Below are 15,224 nucleotides of genomic sequence, written 5' to 3'. Positions count from 1 at the left end.
CTACACGTTATTGTTGGTGTTGTTTTAAACTAGCGTCGCATTATATACAACCCATTAACAAATTTAATTTTTGAGCGATAATGTTGAAAATACTGGGGGAAAATAGCGTGGCTGTCGTCTTAGTAAGTAACAACGATAAAAAATAACAATATGCCCATAGAAACAGCCATACATAATGCCTATATGTCGGCGCGCGGCTCGATGGCCAAAATGCTATCGCGCCTTGTGCCGCCTAAAGAAGTGGATGACATACTGCAGGATACGTATGTTCGCTTGTGTCAGGCGAAATCTACCGAGCATATTAAAGAGCCCAAGTCGTTTTTGTTTAAAACCGCAAAAAACTTGGCCTACGATCACTTGAAGCGTGCAGAAACACGCATGGTAGACGACAGCGTAGAGGTTGCGGCAGCGTTGGAAAGCGCAATTAGCGGTGTTGAAGATGAAACATTTCACAACAACGCCACCCAGCAAGAGTTTAAGTTGTTTTGTGACGCAGTGCGCGCCCTTCCCAAGCAATGCAGGCGCGCATTTGTATTGAAGAAAGTGTATGGCTACTCTCTTAAAGAGATTGCCCAAGAATTAGAGATAAGCGAAAAAACCGTGGAAAAGCATATTGCTGAAGGGATAAAAAGATGCACTTTGTTTATGCGACGACAAACGACGTCGCATACACGGCCGAATGCTTATCAAAGTGGTGGGCAACACAGTACGGCGGATGTAAAGAGAGACGCCCATGAATAGTTCAACAAACGAAACAAAAAACGCTAAGTCAGGCACCAATAGCAACGTTGTACAGTTTAATAGCGATGAGCGTGTGCTTGATGCCGCCAGCGAATGGCTTGTGAAACTCGACGAAGGGCTTGATGCCGAAGAAATGCAAGCGTTAAAAACATGGCTTGCAACGCCTTTGCATCGAGACACCTTCCTCGAAATGGTAGCCTTGTGGGACAAGATGTCGGTGCTTAGCGAACTGGCTGAGATCGTACCTCATACACCTGAGCCTAGCGTCAAACACAAAGCAAACCACACCGTGAATTGGAAGCGCCCGCTGGCCATTGCTGCCTCGATTTTAATGGTCGGGCTGTTAAGTTATCAGGGGCTAAATTTATTCTCGCCGTCTAACCAAACCGAACCTGTTGCACAAATGGCAAGCTACTCGTTACAAGCTTCGACCAAACCGGGCGAGCACAAGAGTATTAGCTTAGAGGACGGCAGTACACTATGGCTTAATACCAACTCTCAAGTGAACATCGCTTTTACTGAAACCTCACGGATTATTCAGCTTGTCAAAGGTGAGCTTCATATCGAAGTGGCGAAAGACAAATCACGCCCGCTCAATGTACTTGCAGCCGGTAAAGCCATACAGGCGGTTGGTACTGCTTTTAATGTGCAATATCACCGCGGCGACCTTGAACTGGTAGTTACCGAAGGCGTGGTAGAAGTCGCCAGCTATACACTTAACAAAGCGAATGGCGAAAGCATTATTGATCCAATTATTAAACCGCAGGCTCAGCCACTGACGTTAGTTCAAGGTGAAAAATCGCTTTTATCTTTGCCTAACAGCACCGTTAAGACCGTGTCAGATGAAGATATCGCGAATGATTTAAGCTGGCGTGAAGGCAAGATTGTATTTCGCGGCGAGCCATTAATTGACGTGATTGAAGAAGTAAGCCGATATACGGATAAAACGGTTGTTTTAGGTGATGCAGCGCTTGCCAATATGCAAGTAGCAGGGCTGTTCAATACCAACGACGTAGATGCGCTTATTGCCGCCCTTGCCGACAATTTACAGATATCTACAGACTACTCTAGCGACACTATTGTCCTTCGCCCCCGTTAACGGTGGGTTTGCTCATAAGTTATTACTTAGCATTATTGAGCTACAAACTAAACACAAAGCGCGTTCTAAAGCTTAACTCGCGCTTTTACCCACTCCCCCTTACAATGACGCCTTATACCAGTCGGCATGCATTGGTATGATAGATAAATGCATCAAACAATAAGGCGTCTTTGATATGCAAATAGGCAGTGCTGTAACGGCAATTAAACATTTCACTTCCAGGCTACTATTTCTGGCCACCTGCGCGGTGCTATCTAATACAGCTTTCGCCATTGAAGCTGGCCAATATTACTATTTCATTTCTGACAAGTGCGTGGCTAAAGGCCCTCAAACGCCCGAAGAGCGAGGCGCCGTAACCCCAGATGTTATGCTATTTGAAGTGGTGCCTGCGGGGATCAGCGACTACTACGTAAACATGAATACGAGCGCACTGATTCACTATACAGAGGAAGGGCAAGCGCACCTTTCTTCAATGGAAGCAGAGCAGGCCTATACTGCTGGTAAAGCACCGTCGAAAGACAGCCTTAGAAAAGATGGCAATGCCATCCAGCACGACTTCATGCTGCAGCGCGAAGCAATAGATTTAAAAACCCTGATAAACACGTTAAATGGTTTTTCCCAGCTGCAGTCTGATAAAGGCTACTTTTTTAAGAAAATCGTAGGCCTTTCTAACCCCGACGCTAAATTTAAAGCCATTACCCGGGTTCGCTTAAGCGATATGGGTTACGACAATCGCATGATGCTAACAAGCTACTCCAGCGACTATTTTATGCTGGATGAACAAGGTAAGGCCTCTGACACACCTTTTATTACGGTAGATCACGGCGCAGCGCTACGCAATTCACTACACGACACCAACAGCCCGTACGCCATATTTACCAAAAATTCAGTATGCGGTGAAAAGTGGGAGCCCGGCAATTAACAAGGTAATTAGCTAGGACATACTTTAAACGCTTGTTGAATGGATCGGGCTTGCTTCGGCTTTAGCGGCTTTGGTTTAAAAGGCTTTGGTTTTAATTACTACGATAAAGCGTTTTAATAAGGTGGTAGCCGAAACGGGTCTTCACCGGCCCGTGTACTTTGAGCACGTCTTTTTTAAATACCACATCGTCGAAGGCTTTTACCATTTGGCCTCTACGGAATTCACCAAGATCGCCGCCACGCTTGCCCGACGGGCATTTGGAATGACGCTTTGCTAACGTCGCAAAATCCTTACCCTTTTTAAGCTGCTCTAAAATAGAAAGCGCTTCTTTCTCTGTTTTAACCAAAATGTGAAGTGCGGATGCCGTTGCCATGGAAAGGACCTAATTTGTATCGGGGGTTTAAGAATAATATCGTGCACGCTAAGTATACCCTAGTGAACAACCCGCCTGCCATTAGTCAATGTGATGTGTTGGGTTAAAAAAGCGATGTAAAGGCTACTCTGCTGTTTAAAAACTGCGTATCGTTAACCTTCATCAATCATTGACGAGCCTTCCCTTTTGTTACCAGAATTCGACTTGGCCCAAGCGATAGGAATGCTGAGTTTTGCGCTTGGCATTTTGTGCTTTTATCAGCGTGATGATCAGCACCTGCGAATAATGATGGTGGTGATGAATTTAAATCACGCACTGCATTTTGCGCTACTTGGTGCCGTAACCGCATGCTTAAGTGCCTTGCTTTCAGTGGTAAGAACAGGCATTTCAATTAAAACCCGCTCCCGTAGTGTCGCCTACCTGTTTATATTAATATCGCTAGCAGCCGGGCTGTATTTGGCCGAAGTTTGGTACGACTTATTCCCTATTTTGGGCACGTGTATAGGCACTTATGCCTTGTTTTGTTTGTCGGGAATACGCATGCGTTTAGCGTTTTTGTGCGGCGCTATATGTTGGCTAACCAACAATATTATTGTCGGTTCTATTGGCGGCACCTTGCTTGAAGCTACGTTACTGGCAGTTAATAGCTTCACCATTATTCGCTTGTACAGAGGGCAAAAAGCACTCGGTCAGGCCTGATTGCTAATTTATGCCAGACTATGCTCCCAATCTACACGCCTTGATTGCCCAAAGTGAATGAATTGCTATACGCACACTGTATTGGAAGCTTTCAAGCAAATATTACCGAATGACTAGAAACGCCTTATTCAAAACGAAAGTGCAAACAGACTCGTTACTGACGTGTGATAGTCCAGTGACATAGCGATAGATAACAGCGTTATATTCACAATGGAAAAACCAAATACTCGCTTTGCCCAGCCTTCCACATTGATGTCGGGTCTGTATCCGCGCAGTGCCATCAACAACCACCAAAGGCTTGTTGCAAAAGCTACTGTTAAAAAGCCAATACCTGTATAACCGCTAAGTGGAAGCAGCATTACTACTAAAGCAAATAACGCAATATGAAGGACGATATGACGTTTTGCTTTCGCAATACCTTGCGATACAGGTAATACGGGAATGCCAGCCGCCTTATAGTCGTTATATCTGAAGATAGCGATGGCATAAGAATGGGGCATTTGCCAAATGCTGAACATACCCAGCAAAATAGCCGCAGCCATATCAAACTGACCGCTCGCCGCGCAATAACCGACTACGGGCGGAACGGCCCCCGACAAACTGCCAACGAAGGTGCCATACACCGAATTTCGCTTCATATACAGGCTGTAAACCCCCACATAAATGACGTAGCCAAAAGCGGCAAAAAATACCGAGGTAAGGTTGGTGTAAGCTACTAACAAGCCGAACCCCGAAATGCCTAGCACAGCACCATGCAACATCGCAGTAAGTAATGGCAACTCGCCTGTTACCGTAACCCGGCTAGCCGTGCGCTGCATTTTGCCGTCGATATCTCGGTCAATGCAGTTATTAATGACACAACCTGAAGCCACCACCAGCGATAAACCGATGAGCGTTGCGAGCAATAGCCAGTAATCTATATGGCCACGGGACGCGAGCAAGAAACCGCCCGTTACCGAAATAGCATTGCCCATAATAATGCCGGGCTTGGTGACTGACAGGTAACGTTTATAAGTAGAGGTCATGGGTAAAATCCAAATTTAAAACGCGCCCATTTAGACGCGTATCAAGGTGTACTGAGAAGCCCCAATGTTGCCCCCCAAATAGGTTGCCCCAATAGAAGGGCAATACATGAGGGCTTATCGTACTGACCGCGATGAAGTAAACACATTGAAAAGCCTGACATGATCGTCAGGCTAGACCACGCATGTACAGAGACTTGCTAATACATCATCATGGCGTTTGATTCGTAGATGATCCAAACGGATAACCCAACCACCATGAAAATAATAAGCGCACTGAATAAGAATGAAAACGTATTGGCTCTGCCTTCTTCGGTAACAAAGTTAAGGTGCAAAAAGTATTTAAGGTGCACCCAAATTTGAACCAAGCCCAAAGTTACCACGCTCCAAATTGTGGTAACTTTAGATAGGTCGCCATTCATCACTAGAGTGAACGGAATAGCGGTGAGCACCACAGATAGAATGAAACCAATAACATAAGACTTCACATCGCCATGTACGTCATCACTATTGTGGGTCGATGAAGCGTGACCGTCCGTATTTGAAGCTAATTTTGCATCGTGTAACGCCATTACATTGCCCCCATTAAGTACACTACGGTAAATACACATATCCATACGATATCGAGGAAGTGCCAAAACAAGCTTAAGCAGCTAAGTCGGGTAACGGTTTGCTCACCTAGACCTCGGCGGGTTACTTCGATAAACATGATCGTCATCCAAATAAGACCCGCTGTAACGTGCAGGCCGTGCAGCCCTACTAGCGAGAAAAACGCCGTTAAAAACGCACTTTGCTGCGGCCCGTTACCATGCTCAATAAGGTGGTGGAATTCGTACACTTCCATACCAATAAAACACGCTCCCAGTGCCCATGTCACCGCCAGCCAAGCAAGGGCGCCAGACTTATTTTGTCGGTGAGCGCATATCATGGCAAAGCCAAAGGTAATGCTGCTTAAAAGCAGAGCGGCGGTTTCAACTGCAACAAAGTTGAGCTCGAAAATGTCTTTGCCAGACACACCGCCTGCCGTATTCATAAACAGCACGGCATAGGTGGCAAAGAAAGAAGCAAACAACAAACAGTCGGTCATTAAATACAACCAGAAACCAAACACGGTGTTGTTTTCATGATGTTCTTCGTGTGCGTGTTCATGCGGCATTGATGCGGCGCTTGATGTTGCAATAGTACTCATGAGCGACCTCCCACTGTATTGGCACTTAAGTGCGTAGCTTCAACTCGTTCAACCTCATCTACCTGCACGTAGTAATCAACATCCGAGGTATAGCAACGCTTAATAAATACTCCTATTCCTGCCACTAAACCGACAACAGCAAGCCACCAAATATGCCAGATAAGGGCAAAGCCCATTAGAGTAAAGCTCATGCTCATGAAAACTCCGGCTGAAGTATTTTTTGGCATATGAATAGGCGCGTAATTTTCAGGGCGTTGATACGACTCGCCGCGTTCCTTCATATCCGTCCATGCATCAATGTCTTTGATGTGAGGAATCTTGGCAAAATTGTAAAATTGAGGCGGTGACGCCGTTGACCACTCTAGCGTGTGACCATTCCACGGGTCGCCCGTTGTATCGTTAAGCTTCTCTTTGTTTTTGAAGCTTACAAACAGCTGAAGTAGCTGGAAGAAAATACCAATTGCTATAACAAACGCACCAAATGCAGCAATGTACAACCAGATATTCCAGTCAGGGTTGTCGGTGTGATTTAAGCGGCGTGTCATACCCAAAAAGCCAAGCACATATAGGGGCATGAACGCCAAAAGGAAACCAATTTGCCAGCACCAAAAGGCTGCTTTTCCGGTTTTTTCGTCAAGCTTAAAGCCCATGGCTTTCGGGAACCAAAAAGCAAAGCCAGCCAGATAGCCAAATACCGCACCACCAATAATGGTGTTGTGAAAGTGCGCAATGAGAAACAAGCTATTATGAAGTACGTAGTCAGCACCAGGAATAGCAAGTAACACCCCTGTCATGCCGCCGATGGTGAAGGTCACCATAAAGCCTAACGTCCACAGTACAGGCACACTCAATATTAAGCGACCGCGATACATGGTGAATAGCCAGTTAAACAGTTTCACGCCCGTGGGTACGGCAATAACCATGGTCATAATGCCGAAGAAGGCATTCACATTGGCGCTCGACCCCATGGTAAAGAAGTGGTGCAGCCAAACAATAAAACCAAGAATGGCAATGGCACCCGACGCATACACCATCGACTTGTAGCCAAACAGGCGCTTAGCGGTAAACGTAGATATAACTTCTGAAAAAATACCGAATGCAGGCAGTACCAGAATATAAACCTCAGGGTGTCCCCACGCCCAGAACAGGTTGATATACATCATTGAGTTACCGCCGGCTTCATTCGTGAAGAAGTGGAAGTCCATGTAGCGGTCTAGGGTTAGCATGGCTAGCACAGCCGTAAGAATAGGGAACGAAGCAGCAATCAGAATGTTTGCCCACGTACAGGTCCATGTGAAAATAGGCATTTGCATTAACTTCATGCCGGGCGCACGCATTTTAAACACGGTAACTAAGAAGTTTACGGCGGTTAGCAGCGTACCGAGCCCGGATATCTGCAGGGCCCATATGTAATAGTCGACGCCAACCCCGGGACTAAACTCCAACCCGGCTAGCGGCGGATAAGCAACCCACCCTGTTTTTGCGAATTCACCTAACCCCAAAGACACATTTACTAGAATTGCGCCACCTGCGGTCAGCCAAAAACTTAAGTTATTTAAAAATGGAAACGCCACATCGCGAGCACCAATTTGTAGTGGCAAAATGATATTCATCAACCCAATCATAAACGGCATCGCCATGAAGATAATCATGATAACGCCATGGGCTGTGAAGATTTGGTCGTAGTGCTCTGGCGGTAGATACCCGGGCGCACCATTGGTTGCCATTGCAAGCTGAGTACGCATCATAATAGCGTCGGCGAAGCCACGCAGCAGCATGATCATAGCCAACACAATGTACATAATACCAAGACGTTTGTGGTCGACAGACGTTATCCAATCAAACCATAGGGTTCCCCACTGTTTGTGCTTGGTGATAAGCATGGCTATGACCACACCCACCACTGCCACAACAGCAAGTGTCACCATAATAATCGGCTCGTGATAGGGCACGGCCTCAATAGATAATTTACCTAATAAAGACATGGTTATTGTGCATCCTCTTGGTGATGGCTGTGTTGCATTTCAGGCATGGCGTGATGTTCGCCCATTGCGGCATTTTCCGGCTTGTTGTAGAAATCCATAGAGCCGTGATCTTTCATGTATTTCATAACAATGTTATGAAATAAACCGTCATCGACTTTACTGAAATAGGTCACCGGATTGTTTTCGCTTGGCTCAGCAAGCTGCTCGTAGGCACCTGACGTTAACGATGTTTGCGACTGCTTAACGCTGGCAACCCACGCCTCGAAGTCATCCTCGGTAGGTGTGGCAATAGCGTTAAACTTCATGCCAGTGAATCCCGCACCGCTGTAATTTGAAGAAATGCCTTTGTACGTACCTGGCTCGTCGGCAATAAGATGAAGCTTGGTTTCCATTCCCGCCATGGAATAAATCTGGCTTCCTAGCTGAGGAATAAAAAACGAATTCATGGTGCTTTCAGAAGTAATCTTAAACGCAACGGGTTTATTGGCTGGAAACACCAATTCATTGACCGTTGCGATACCTTGTTCAGGATAAATAAACAGCCACTTCCAGTTGAGCGAGACTACTTCGACAGTAAGATGCTCTCCTTGACCTTCTAGCGGTGCATAAGGGTCGAGTGCGTGAGTAGAGCGCCAGGTGATCACACTCAACGACACGACAATGAGAATTGGAATGGACCACACCACCGCTTCTATTTTGGTCGAATGTGCCCATTTAGGGGTATAAATTTCGAAATCGCGACTAGCGCGATACTTCCACGCAAAGTAAAGCGTAAGAAAAATAACGGGAACAACAACAATCAGCATTAGGATGGTGCAAAGAATAATCAGATTCTTTTCATCCATACCCACTTGCCCTTTAGGGTCAAGCACGCCACCGCTGCAACCGGCCAACGTCAGCCCTGCACCAGCAACAATTAAAGTAAAAAGGTTACGAATAGACAAAACAAGTTCCTATAACCCACAAGTTAAACGGCGATGACTGGGCCGCTTAATAGAGAATGGCAGCGTTACAGCATCGAAAAACACACCGGTAAAGCTTTGTCACACATACTGCGCAACGCTTTCGGCGTTAGATAATCAAATCGGAGACGTTTAACTAAAAAGTGGGGGCGCTCTACTGCCAACCGTCTGAACAAAAGGCTGGGGGAATGTAGGGCAAAGGTAAGGAATAGGTCGGCGCTGTTTTGTTATTTGCGCCTTTGCTATAGCCGTGGCTTTAACCAAGAGACCAACTAACACTAATGCAATAGTGGGAACAATAAATTGCGAAAGCGTGTGATTGGCCAGTGCAATGAAAAAAGGCTCTACAACCAAACTTTCATTAAACGCACTGACAAATTCTGCCGAGTCAGCCAAGGTACCACTGATAACTAGCGCAATGTTCAGCAGTAACACCAGATTAGCCAACCACAGCATAGCGCCTACACCACTGGTGTAGTTTATTGCGGGTCTAATCGAAGAATTCAGTTCGTCTAAAAAAACGAAAGAACGTGGTGCCATATAGAATGTAATGCCTTACAAGAACAATGCTCTAAGTTTAACGCTGCTTCAAATGAGAATTGAGAAAGCAGGCGTGGCAGAGTAATCTCAAATAAGGACAAGTACAAGCCACCTATCGACGGGCTAAAAAGACCTAGTAATTAAAGCACCAGACACAAATGACTATTTTATTAACATTCAGAAGGTAAGACTCTGCTTCCACAGATTTATCGTCGCCCTTAGTACAGATGTCACGCATTTATTCACTTTTTCGCTCGCTGAGTCTTCGACTTGCACCTCGGCAGCACCTACACATGTTAATTTTTTGTTTCAAATATACAAAATTAAACCGCTTACCGGACGCGGTTGATAAAGCGTTAACCTTCTTATAGATGCGATGAGTTGCACGACAGTTTTCTCTCTTTTCTCAATGTAATTGATTTAAAAATCATCAATAATTTAAAATGCCACCGGTAGCATTTTGTTTAATTCGTGTTAATATCGAGCAGTATTATCTTGATTTCGGGACCGCAAAAAGATGGAAAGGTATGTTATTCCCAGTGTTATGCAGGCGCTGCAGCTATGTCAAGCCATCGCCGAGTCTCGCTCGGGGTTAAGCGCCTCTGAAATTGAGTCAGCGCTTAAACTTCCCCGCACATCAGTATTTAGGTTACTTAGAACATTAACCAGCGAACGGGTAGTTGAAAAGCGTGGTACAAAATACTTCTATGGCACACGCATTTACGAAATTAGCGCCGCTAACTCGCGCAGCAGATACGTTCAGAGAATCACTGCACCTGCGCTTTCGAAACTTATAGCTACAACCAACGCTAGCGCAATTATCTGTACATTAGGCGACTACTGCGCGTTTGTTATTGACGTTTTAGATGCCAGAGAAAAGCAAATAACAACAATAAGGCCAGGGACAAAACTGCCCTTATTTGAATCTGCTGCGGGTCATGTCATGTTGGCCTACCATCCCAAGTATCAAAACATGAACGACAGCTCACACCCCGCAAACTTTGATGAACAACAAGCCGCGAAATTACGAGCAACAACGTGTACCAGAGGCTATGCCGTCAGCCACTTCGCACCGCGCAACGTAACGCTTGTTGCCGTGCCAGTCTTCATGCGAGATGGAGAGCTTGTATCAATTTTAGCAATAGAGTTAGAAGGTATGATCCACGACGTTAAGGTACTCCAAGCATGGAGCGCTAAACTCAAAGACATCGCCCGCCAACCAACCACCGGTGCCCACCCTTACGAGCAGGACATGCAGTAATGAAATATATTCCAATTCAACTGATTGTCGCTTTCGTCGCGTTTCTCGCCTTGTCTAACTGTCACGCACAATCATTGGCGTTTGAAGGTGCGCTGGGGTTCGGAAAATACACACAAGGTGGAAACCAAGGAAAAGTGTTAGTTGTTAGCTCTTTGTCTGATAATGCTAAAAGCCCACAAGAGGGAACATTGCGATGGGCTATTGCGCAAGACTATCCCAGACTGATTGTCTTTAATGTGTCTGGCGTGATCGCGCTAGAAAAGGAGTTAGAAATAAAACATGGCAACGTCACCATTGCAGGACAGACATCTCCCCACGGAATTGTAATTTCTGGCGCATCAACAAGCGTTGAAGCTAACCAGGTTATTATTCGTCACATGCGTTTTAGGCCGGGGAAAGACAGTGAAGAAGGCGATGCAGTAACCGTTAGAAATACCACTGATGTCATTATCGATCATTGTTCGCTAAGTTGGTCAAAAGACGAAGTAGGCTCTTTCTACAATAACCAACGCTTTACACTGCAATACAGCATACTATCAGAGAGTTTAAACAACGCGGGTCATCACAAAGGTAGCCATGGCTATGGCGGCATTTGGGGTGGCAGTAATGCTAGCTTTTTGCGCAATATATTGGCCAATCATACCAGTAGAAACCCGCGCATTAACGGATGGCGACTGAACCCGCCTTACCCACAGCAGCAAGAATTCGTTGATATCAAAAATAACGTTATTGCCAACTGGCAAAAAAACTCAGCTTATGGCGGCGAAAACGGCACCGCAAATCTGGTTGGGAATATTTATGCCCCAGGCCCCGCTACGAAAAAGCTATGGTTTTTCCAATTATGGGACGATAAGGAATCACTCACTCGACTTTATGTTGCTGAAAACGTGATGAAGGGCTATAGCGACATGTCTGAGGACAACAGTAAAGGCATAGATGTTAAGAGCGCCAAAACCGGTTCAAAGAAAGAAAAAGACGTAATCACTCGTTCTCTTTCAACGTCGCCTTTTCATCAGAATGAAATAGATAAATTAGGCGATGCGCAACTTACTGCGCAGCAAACATGGACAAGCTTGATTGAAAACCAAGACGTAGGTGCTAATCTCACCCGCACAGGTAAAGATCTAGACCCTGTAGACTCGCGCATACTTAAGCAAATACAAAGCAATCAGTACACAAGCAAATATGGGATAATTGATAGTGAATTAGATGTGGTTGACTGGTCAATTTACAGCAGCTACTTTACTGCCAACCCCGCGCCCTCTTTTACTTTTCATGAAGAAAACTCATGGCGGGTACTCGCAGGAATCCCAACACTGTGATCACTAAATATTCATATATTAATAATTTGTGAAATAAACGTTAAATGTTAGTGCATTCCTATCTGACAAGATCAATACTGCCACCGGTGGCATAGCAAAATACAAATACTACAGCTATGTCGATTTTGGAATTTAGGAGTTCAAAACATGAAAGTGTTTCAATGGACAGCCCTCGCTCTAGCCGTGTCCACGGCGTTTTCCAGCATGGCGCAAACAGCACCCGCTCAGGAAAATACCGAGCAAACTGAAACAAATGAGACCCCTAGCGAAATTGAAGTAGTTGAAGTAAAGGGTGTTAAACAGGCAGACCTTAAAGCGCGTGACTTAGAACGCATGAAAAGCGGCTTTAGCTCTGTTATTTCTACCGATGATTTAGGCAATTTTGTTGATCAGAACGTGGCGGAGTCCCTTCGACGACTGCCAGGTGTTACGCTACAGCGCTCTGAAGGCGAAGGTAAGTTTGTCACTGTACGGGGCTTAGGACCCGGCTTCGTATCCATAAATATGAACGGCGCACAAATGTCTGGTGCAGGCGAAGAACGGAAAGTGGGATTAGACGCACTTCCTGCTGACCTTCTCGGTACCATTGAAGTGCTGAAAACACTCACCCCAGACCAAAACCTAAATTCCATTGGCGGTACAGTCAACGTTAAAGCAATTTCAGCTTTCGATCGCGGCAAAAACACATTAAAAATGCGTGTTCAAGACGCATATTCAGAAGCGCGCGAAAAGCACTCTCCGAAATTTAGCTTAGACGGCACCCAGTTTTTCCTCGACAACACCTTTGGTATTGGCTTTGCCATCTCTCACGAAGACCGCAAAACCCAGATAGACGAAACGCGCCACCACAGCACCAACGAAATGAAGTTTTACACCGCCGACTTGGGTAAAACAGAAGAAGAAATTGCCCAGGGTGACGAAATTCTTGCGCCTTCTCAGTTAGAAGTTCGTCGCGAAATTGCAGGAAGAACTCGTCAAGCTGCAGCACTAAACCTTGAATACAAGCCCTCTGCAGACGCTTACTATTATGCCAAAGGCACGTTCACTCAGTTTGAAGATGATGATCGCGCACAGCGAGAATTTTACGATTTTCAAGATGCAGGCTCTGTCGGAAACGATGAAATTGTATACGTAAACGGCGCTACGAAAGAGTTTATTCTTAGCGATATAGACGTATTCCACCAGCATTTCCTACAAGAAAGTAAGAACAAAACCATCACGTTCAGCTTAGGGGGAGAAAACCGTATTGCTGAACGCTTCGTGTTTGACTACGAATACGCTCAATCTCGCTCTGAAGAAGACTCCACTGGTGACCGCCGCGTTCAATTCCGTGAACGAGACCTGATTGTTTATGGTCAAGGCGGTCGCGACAACATTAACGCCCGCATTTTAAGCCCACAGGAAGCTGCTGAAATCGCAGGTCTAACCTACGACCCGGAAAACAGTATTTTTGGAACGTCGGGTAGTGGCGATGGTTCTGACCTTTCAAATTATCAATTCGATAACCTGTTTTTAGAAGGCGGAACGCGAATTGATGAAATTAAGACAGTGAACCTTAACTTGCGAACCGACATTTTTAATGACTGGTTAAACACCATTAAATTTGGTGTGCAGGTGAGCGAGCGCGATCACGTGCGTGACAAGGACCGGTGGAGTTTCGCCCCTTCTGCCGGCGACTGTAGCGACGATGCATGTATTGCCGCAGTGAATTCTACCCTTGCCGACTATGACACCCAAATACCTTCAAATAGCGCATTCCAGCTGCCGTTTGAAAGCCGCGCAGTTGTCGACCAAATTGTTGATGCCACTCGTCAAACGGTTGAGCCTGCCACAAATGGCGAAGTGTCGATCGAAAGCACTAAGGGCGACTACAGCATTACCGAAGATACGCAGGCTGTATACGCAATGGCAGAGTTGCCACTAGGCGCAGATGCCACACTAACAACCGGCGTTCGCTGGACACAAACCGAGTTCTCTTCTACCGGCTTTTTGTCTTTAGAAAACGATGACTTTGAGTTTAATGGCGCAGGGGCTGGTGCATTGGATATTGCTATCCCTCTTCCAGAAGCGTCTATTAAATACAGTGAGTTTTTCCCTAGTGCACACATTAAATGGGAGCCGAGTGAAAACTTCCTAGTGCGTGCCGCAGCATGGACGAGTTTTACTCGCCCGTCGTTTAAACAAGCCCGTGCATTTGCTGTGTTTGACAGCGATATTGAGCTTTGTCCTCCGGGTTCTGACGATTGTGATGACAGTCAAGGTGGCGCATCGCTTCAACAGTTAAGCCAGTATGTGTTGGGTTCTGATAATGCACTAGATGTGGGTAACCCTAACCTCGTTGCAATGACATCTATTAACTACGATGCGTCAATTGGCTGGTATCCAAGCGAAAACCTCTTTATGGAAGCGGCAGTTTTCTATAAAGACATCGACAACTTTATCGTAGATGTAAACGGAATTGGCATGGCGCTTAATGACCTGCCGCTAACGCTTCCGGTAAACCAGGTGACTGAGTTTGTTATTCCGCAAGACTTATACCTTAACGAGATAAACATTACCGTTAACGGCAACAAAGCCTCGGTTATCGGGTTAGAGCTTAGCTACAACCAGTACTTTGAAAATGGTCTATTCATTCAAAGTAACGCCACCATCCTAGATAGTGAAGCCACGCTGGATAGCAGTATTCGTCAAGGCAAAGTGGCGCTGCCCGACCAAGCTGATACCACCTTCAATCTTGTATTTGGTTGGGAGAGCGAAACGTTCTCAGCTCGCTTAATTGGTAACGTGCGTTCTGAAGTTCTTGAACAAATTGGCTCATGCCCAATTACTGCCGATCTTAACGACCCGAAAGGCTGCAAGATTTGGGGCGACCAATATCAAGATTCGGTTAAAAGCTTAGACTTTAAACTTCAGTACGACATTACTGAGTACGCACAATTGTACTTTGACGCCATCAACCTTACCGAGGAGTCTGACCTTCGCTACTTCCAAGGTAACGCGTTAAGCGGCGGTAATATTCTGTACCAGAAAGAAGAGTACGGCCGCAGCTATCAGCTGGGTGTAAACATTAAGTTCTACTAATTGTCTGCGCCGGGGAAACCCGGCCTTT

At 45.8% G+C, this 15,224-nt stretch carries 14 protein-coding genes; 7 read left to right on the top strand and 7 right to left on the bottom strand.

Translation table 11 applies throughout. From position 1 onward, the window contains the following. The first annotated feature begins 150 nt into the window (after positions 1-150). From QME20_RS01710 to QME20_RS01700, 3 genes are all read left to right on the top strand, one after another. Entirely contained in the window at positions 151-741 is a 591-nt protein-coding gene (locus QME20_RS01710; protein WP_039229032.1) for a sigma-70 family RNA polymerase sigma factor, read from the top strand. Further along, positions 734-1,840 (top strand): FecR domain-containing protein, encoded by a 1,107-nt coding sequence (locus tag QME20_RS01705; protein WP_281715321.1) that lies wholly within the window; start codon positions 734-736, stop codon positions 1,838-1,840. The genes QME20_RS01710 and QME20_RS01705 overlap by 8 nt, the downstream gene beginning before the upstream one ends. Before the next feature lie 175 nt (positions 1,841-2,015). Then, complete coding sequence (locus tag QME20_RS01700) at positions 2,016-2,762, top strand: hypothetical protein (protein WP_281715320.1); 747 nt, start codon at positions 2,016-2,018, stop codon at positions 2,760-2,762. Positions 2,763-2,853: 91 nt separating this feature from the next. Here the strand turns inward: QME20_RS01700 and ppiC are convergent, their stop codons facing one another. Beyond that, positions 2,854-3,135, bottom strand: a complete 282-nt coding sequence (ppiC, locus tag QME20_RS01695) for a peptidylprolyl isomerase PpiC (protein WP_012520075.1) — start codon at positions 3,133-3,135, stop codon at positions 2,854-2,856. Between the two features lie 186 nt (positions 3,136-3,321). Here ppiC and QME20_RS01690 point away from each other — a divergent pair, with 186 nt between their 5' ends. Continuing rightward, entirely contained in the window at positions 3,322-3,834 is a 513-nt protein-coding gene (locus QME20_RS01690; protein ID WP_071960224.1) for a YgjV family protein, read from the top strand. 128 nt (positions 3,835-3,962) lie between these two features. Here QME20_RS01690 and cyoE read toward each other — a convergent pair whose 3' ends face one another. The 6 genes from cyoE to QME20_RS01660 all read right to left on the bottom strand — a co-directional run bounded on the left by cyoE (position 3,963) and on the right by QME20_RS01660 (position 9,532). Further along, complete coding sequence (gene cyoE / locus QME20_RS01685) at positions 3,963-4,859, bottom strand: heme o synthase (RefSeq protein WP_281715319.1); 897 nt, start codon at positions 4,857-4,859, stop codon at positions 3,963-3,965. Positions 4,860-5,056: 197 nt separating this feature from the next. Continuing rightward, positions 5,057-5,428, bottom strand: a complete 372-nt coding sequence (gene cyoD, locus QME20_RS01680) for a cytochrome o ubiquinol oxidase subunit IV (RefSeq protein WP_014999970.1) — start codon at positions 5,426-5,428, stop codon at positions 5,057-5,059. Then, a complete protein-coding gene (gene cyoC / locus QME20_RS01675) occupies positions 5,428-6,045 on the bottom strand; it encodes a cytochrome o ubiquinol oxidase subunit III (protein WP_014977735.1) in 618 nt (205 codons plus the stop codon). Before cyoC ends, cyoD begins: the two co-directional genes overlap by 1 nt. Next, on the bottom strand, positions 6,042-8,030 hold the full coding sequence (gene cyoB / locus QME20_RS01670) for a cytochrome o ubiquinol oxidase subunit I (RefSeq protein WP_014999972.1): 1,989 nt from the start codon (positions 8,028-8,030) through the stop codon (positions 6,042-6,044). The genes cyoC and cyoB overlap by 4 nt, the downstream gene beginning before the upstream one ends. A 2-nt stretch (positions 8,031-8,032) precedes the next feature. Continuing rightward, positions 8,033-8,974, bottom strand: a complete 942-nt coding sequence (cyoA, locus tag QME20_RS01665; RefSeq protein ID WP_014951264.1) for a ubiquinol oxidase subunit II — start codon at positions 8,972-8,974, stop codon at positions 8,033-8,035. Between the two features lie 150 nt (positions 8,975-9,124). Continuing rightward, a complete protein-coding gene (locus QME20_RS01660) occupies positions 9,125-9,532 on the bottom strand; it encodes a hypothetical protein (protein ID WP_014951265.1) in 408 nt (135 codons plus the stop codon). Positions 9,533-10,049: 517 nt separating this feature from the next. Here QME20_RS01660 and QME20_RS01655 point away from each other — a divergent pair. The 3 genes from QME20_RS01655 (at position 10,050) to QME20_RS01645 (ending at position 15,196) form a co-directional block, all read left to right on the top strand. Then, the gene (locus QME20_RS01655; protein ID WP_230598821.1) at positions 10,050-10,793 is read left to right on the top strand and encodes a helix-turn-helix domain-containing protein; all 744 of its coding nucleotides are present in this window, start codon (positions 10,050-10,052) and stop codon (positions 10,791-10,793) included. Then, a complete protein-coding gene (locus QME20_RS01650; protein WP_187446348.1) occupies positions 10,793-12,115 on the top strand; it encodes a pectate lyase C in 1,323 nt (440 codons plus the stop codon). The genes QME20_RS01655 and QME20_RS01650 overlap by 1 nt, the downstream gene beginning before the upstream one ends. A gap of 147 nt (positions 12,116-12,262) precedes the next feature. Then, positions 12,263-15,196 (top strand): TonB-dependent receptor, encoded by a 2,934-nt coding sequence (locus QME20_RS01645; protein WP_281715318.1) that lies wholly within the window; start codon positions 12,263-12,265, stop codon positions 15,194-15,196. The last annotated feature ends 28 nt before the right edge of the window (positions 15,197-15,224 follow it).

It is taken from the genome of Alteromonas sp. CyTr2, from assembly GCF_947311905.1.
GTDB lineage: Bacteria > Pseudomonadota > Gammaproteobacteria > Enterobacterales > Alteromonadaceae > Alteromonas > Alteromonas macleodii.
The sequence above is the reverse complement of the archived record's forward strand: the minus strand, read 5'-3'. Positions and strand labels throughout refer to the sequence as shown.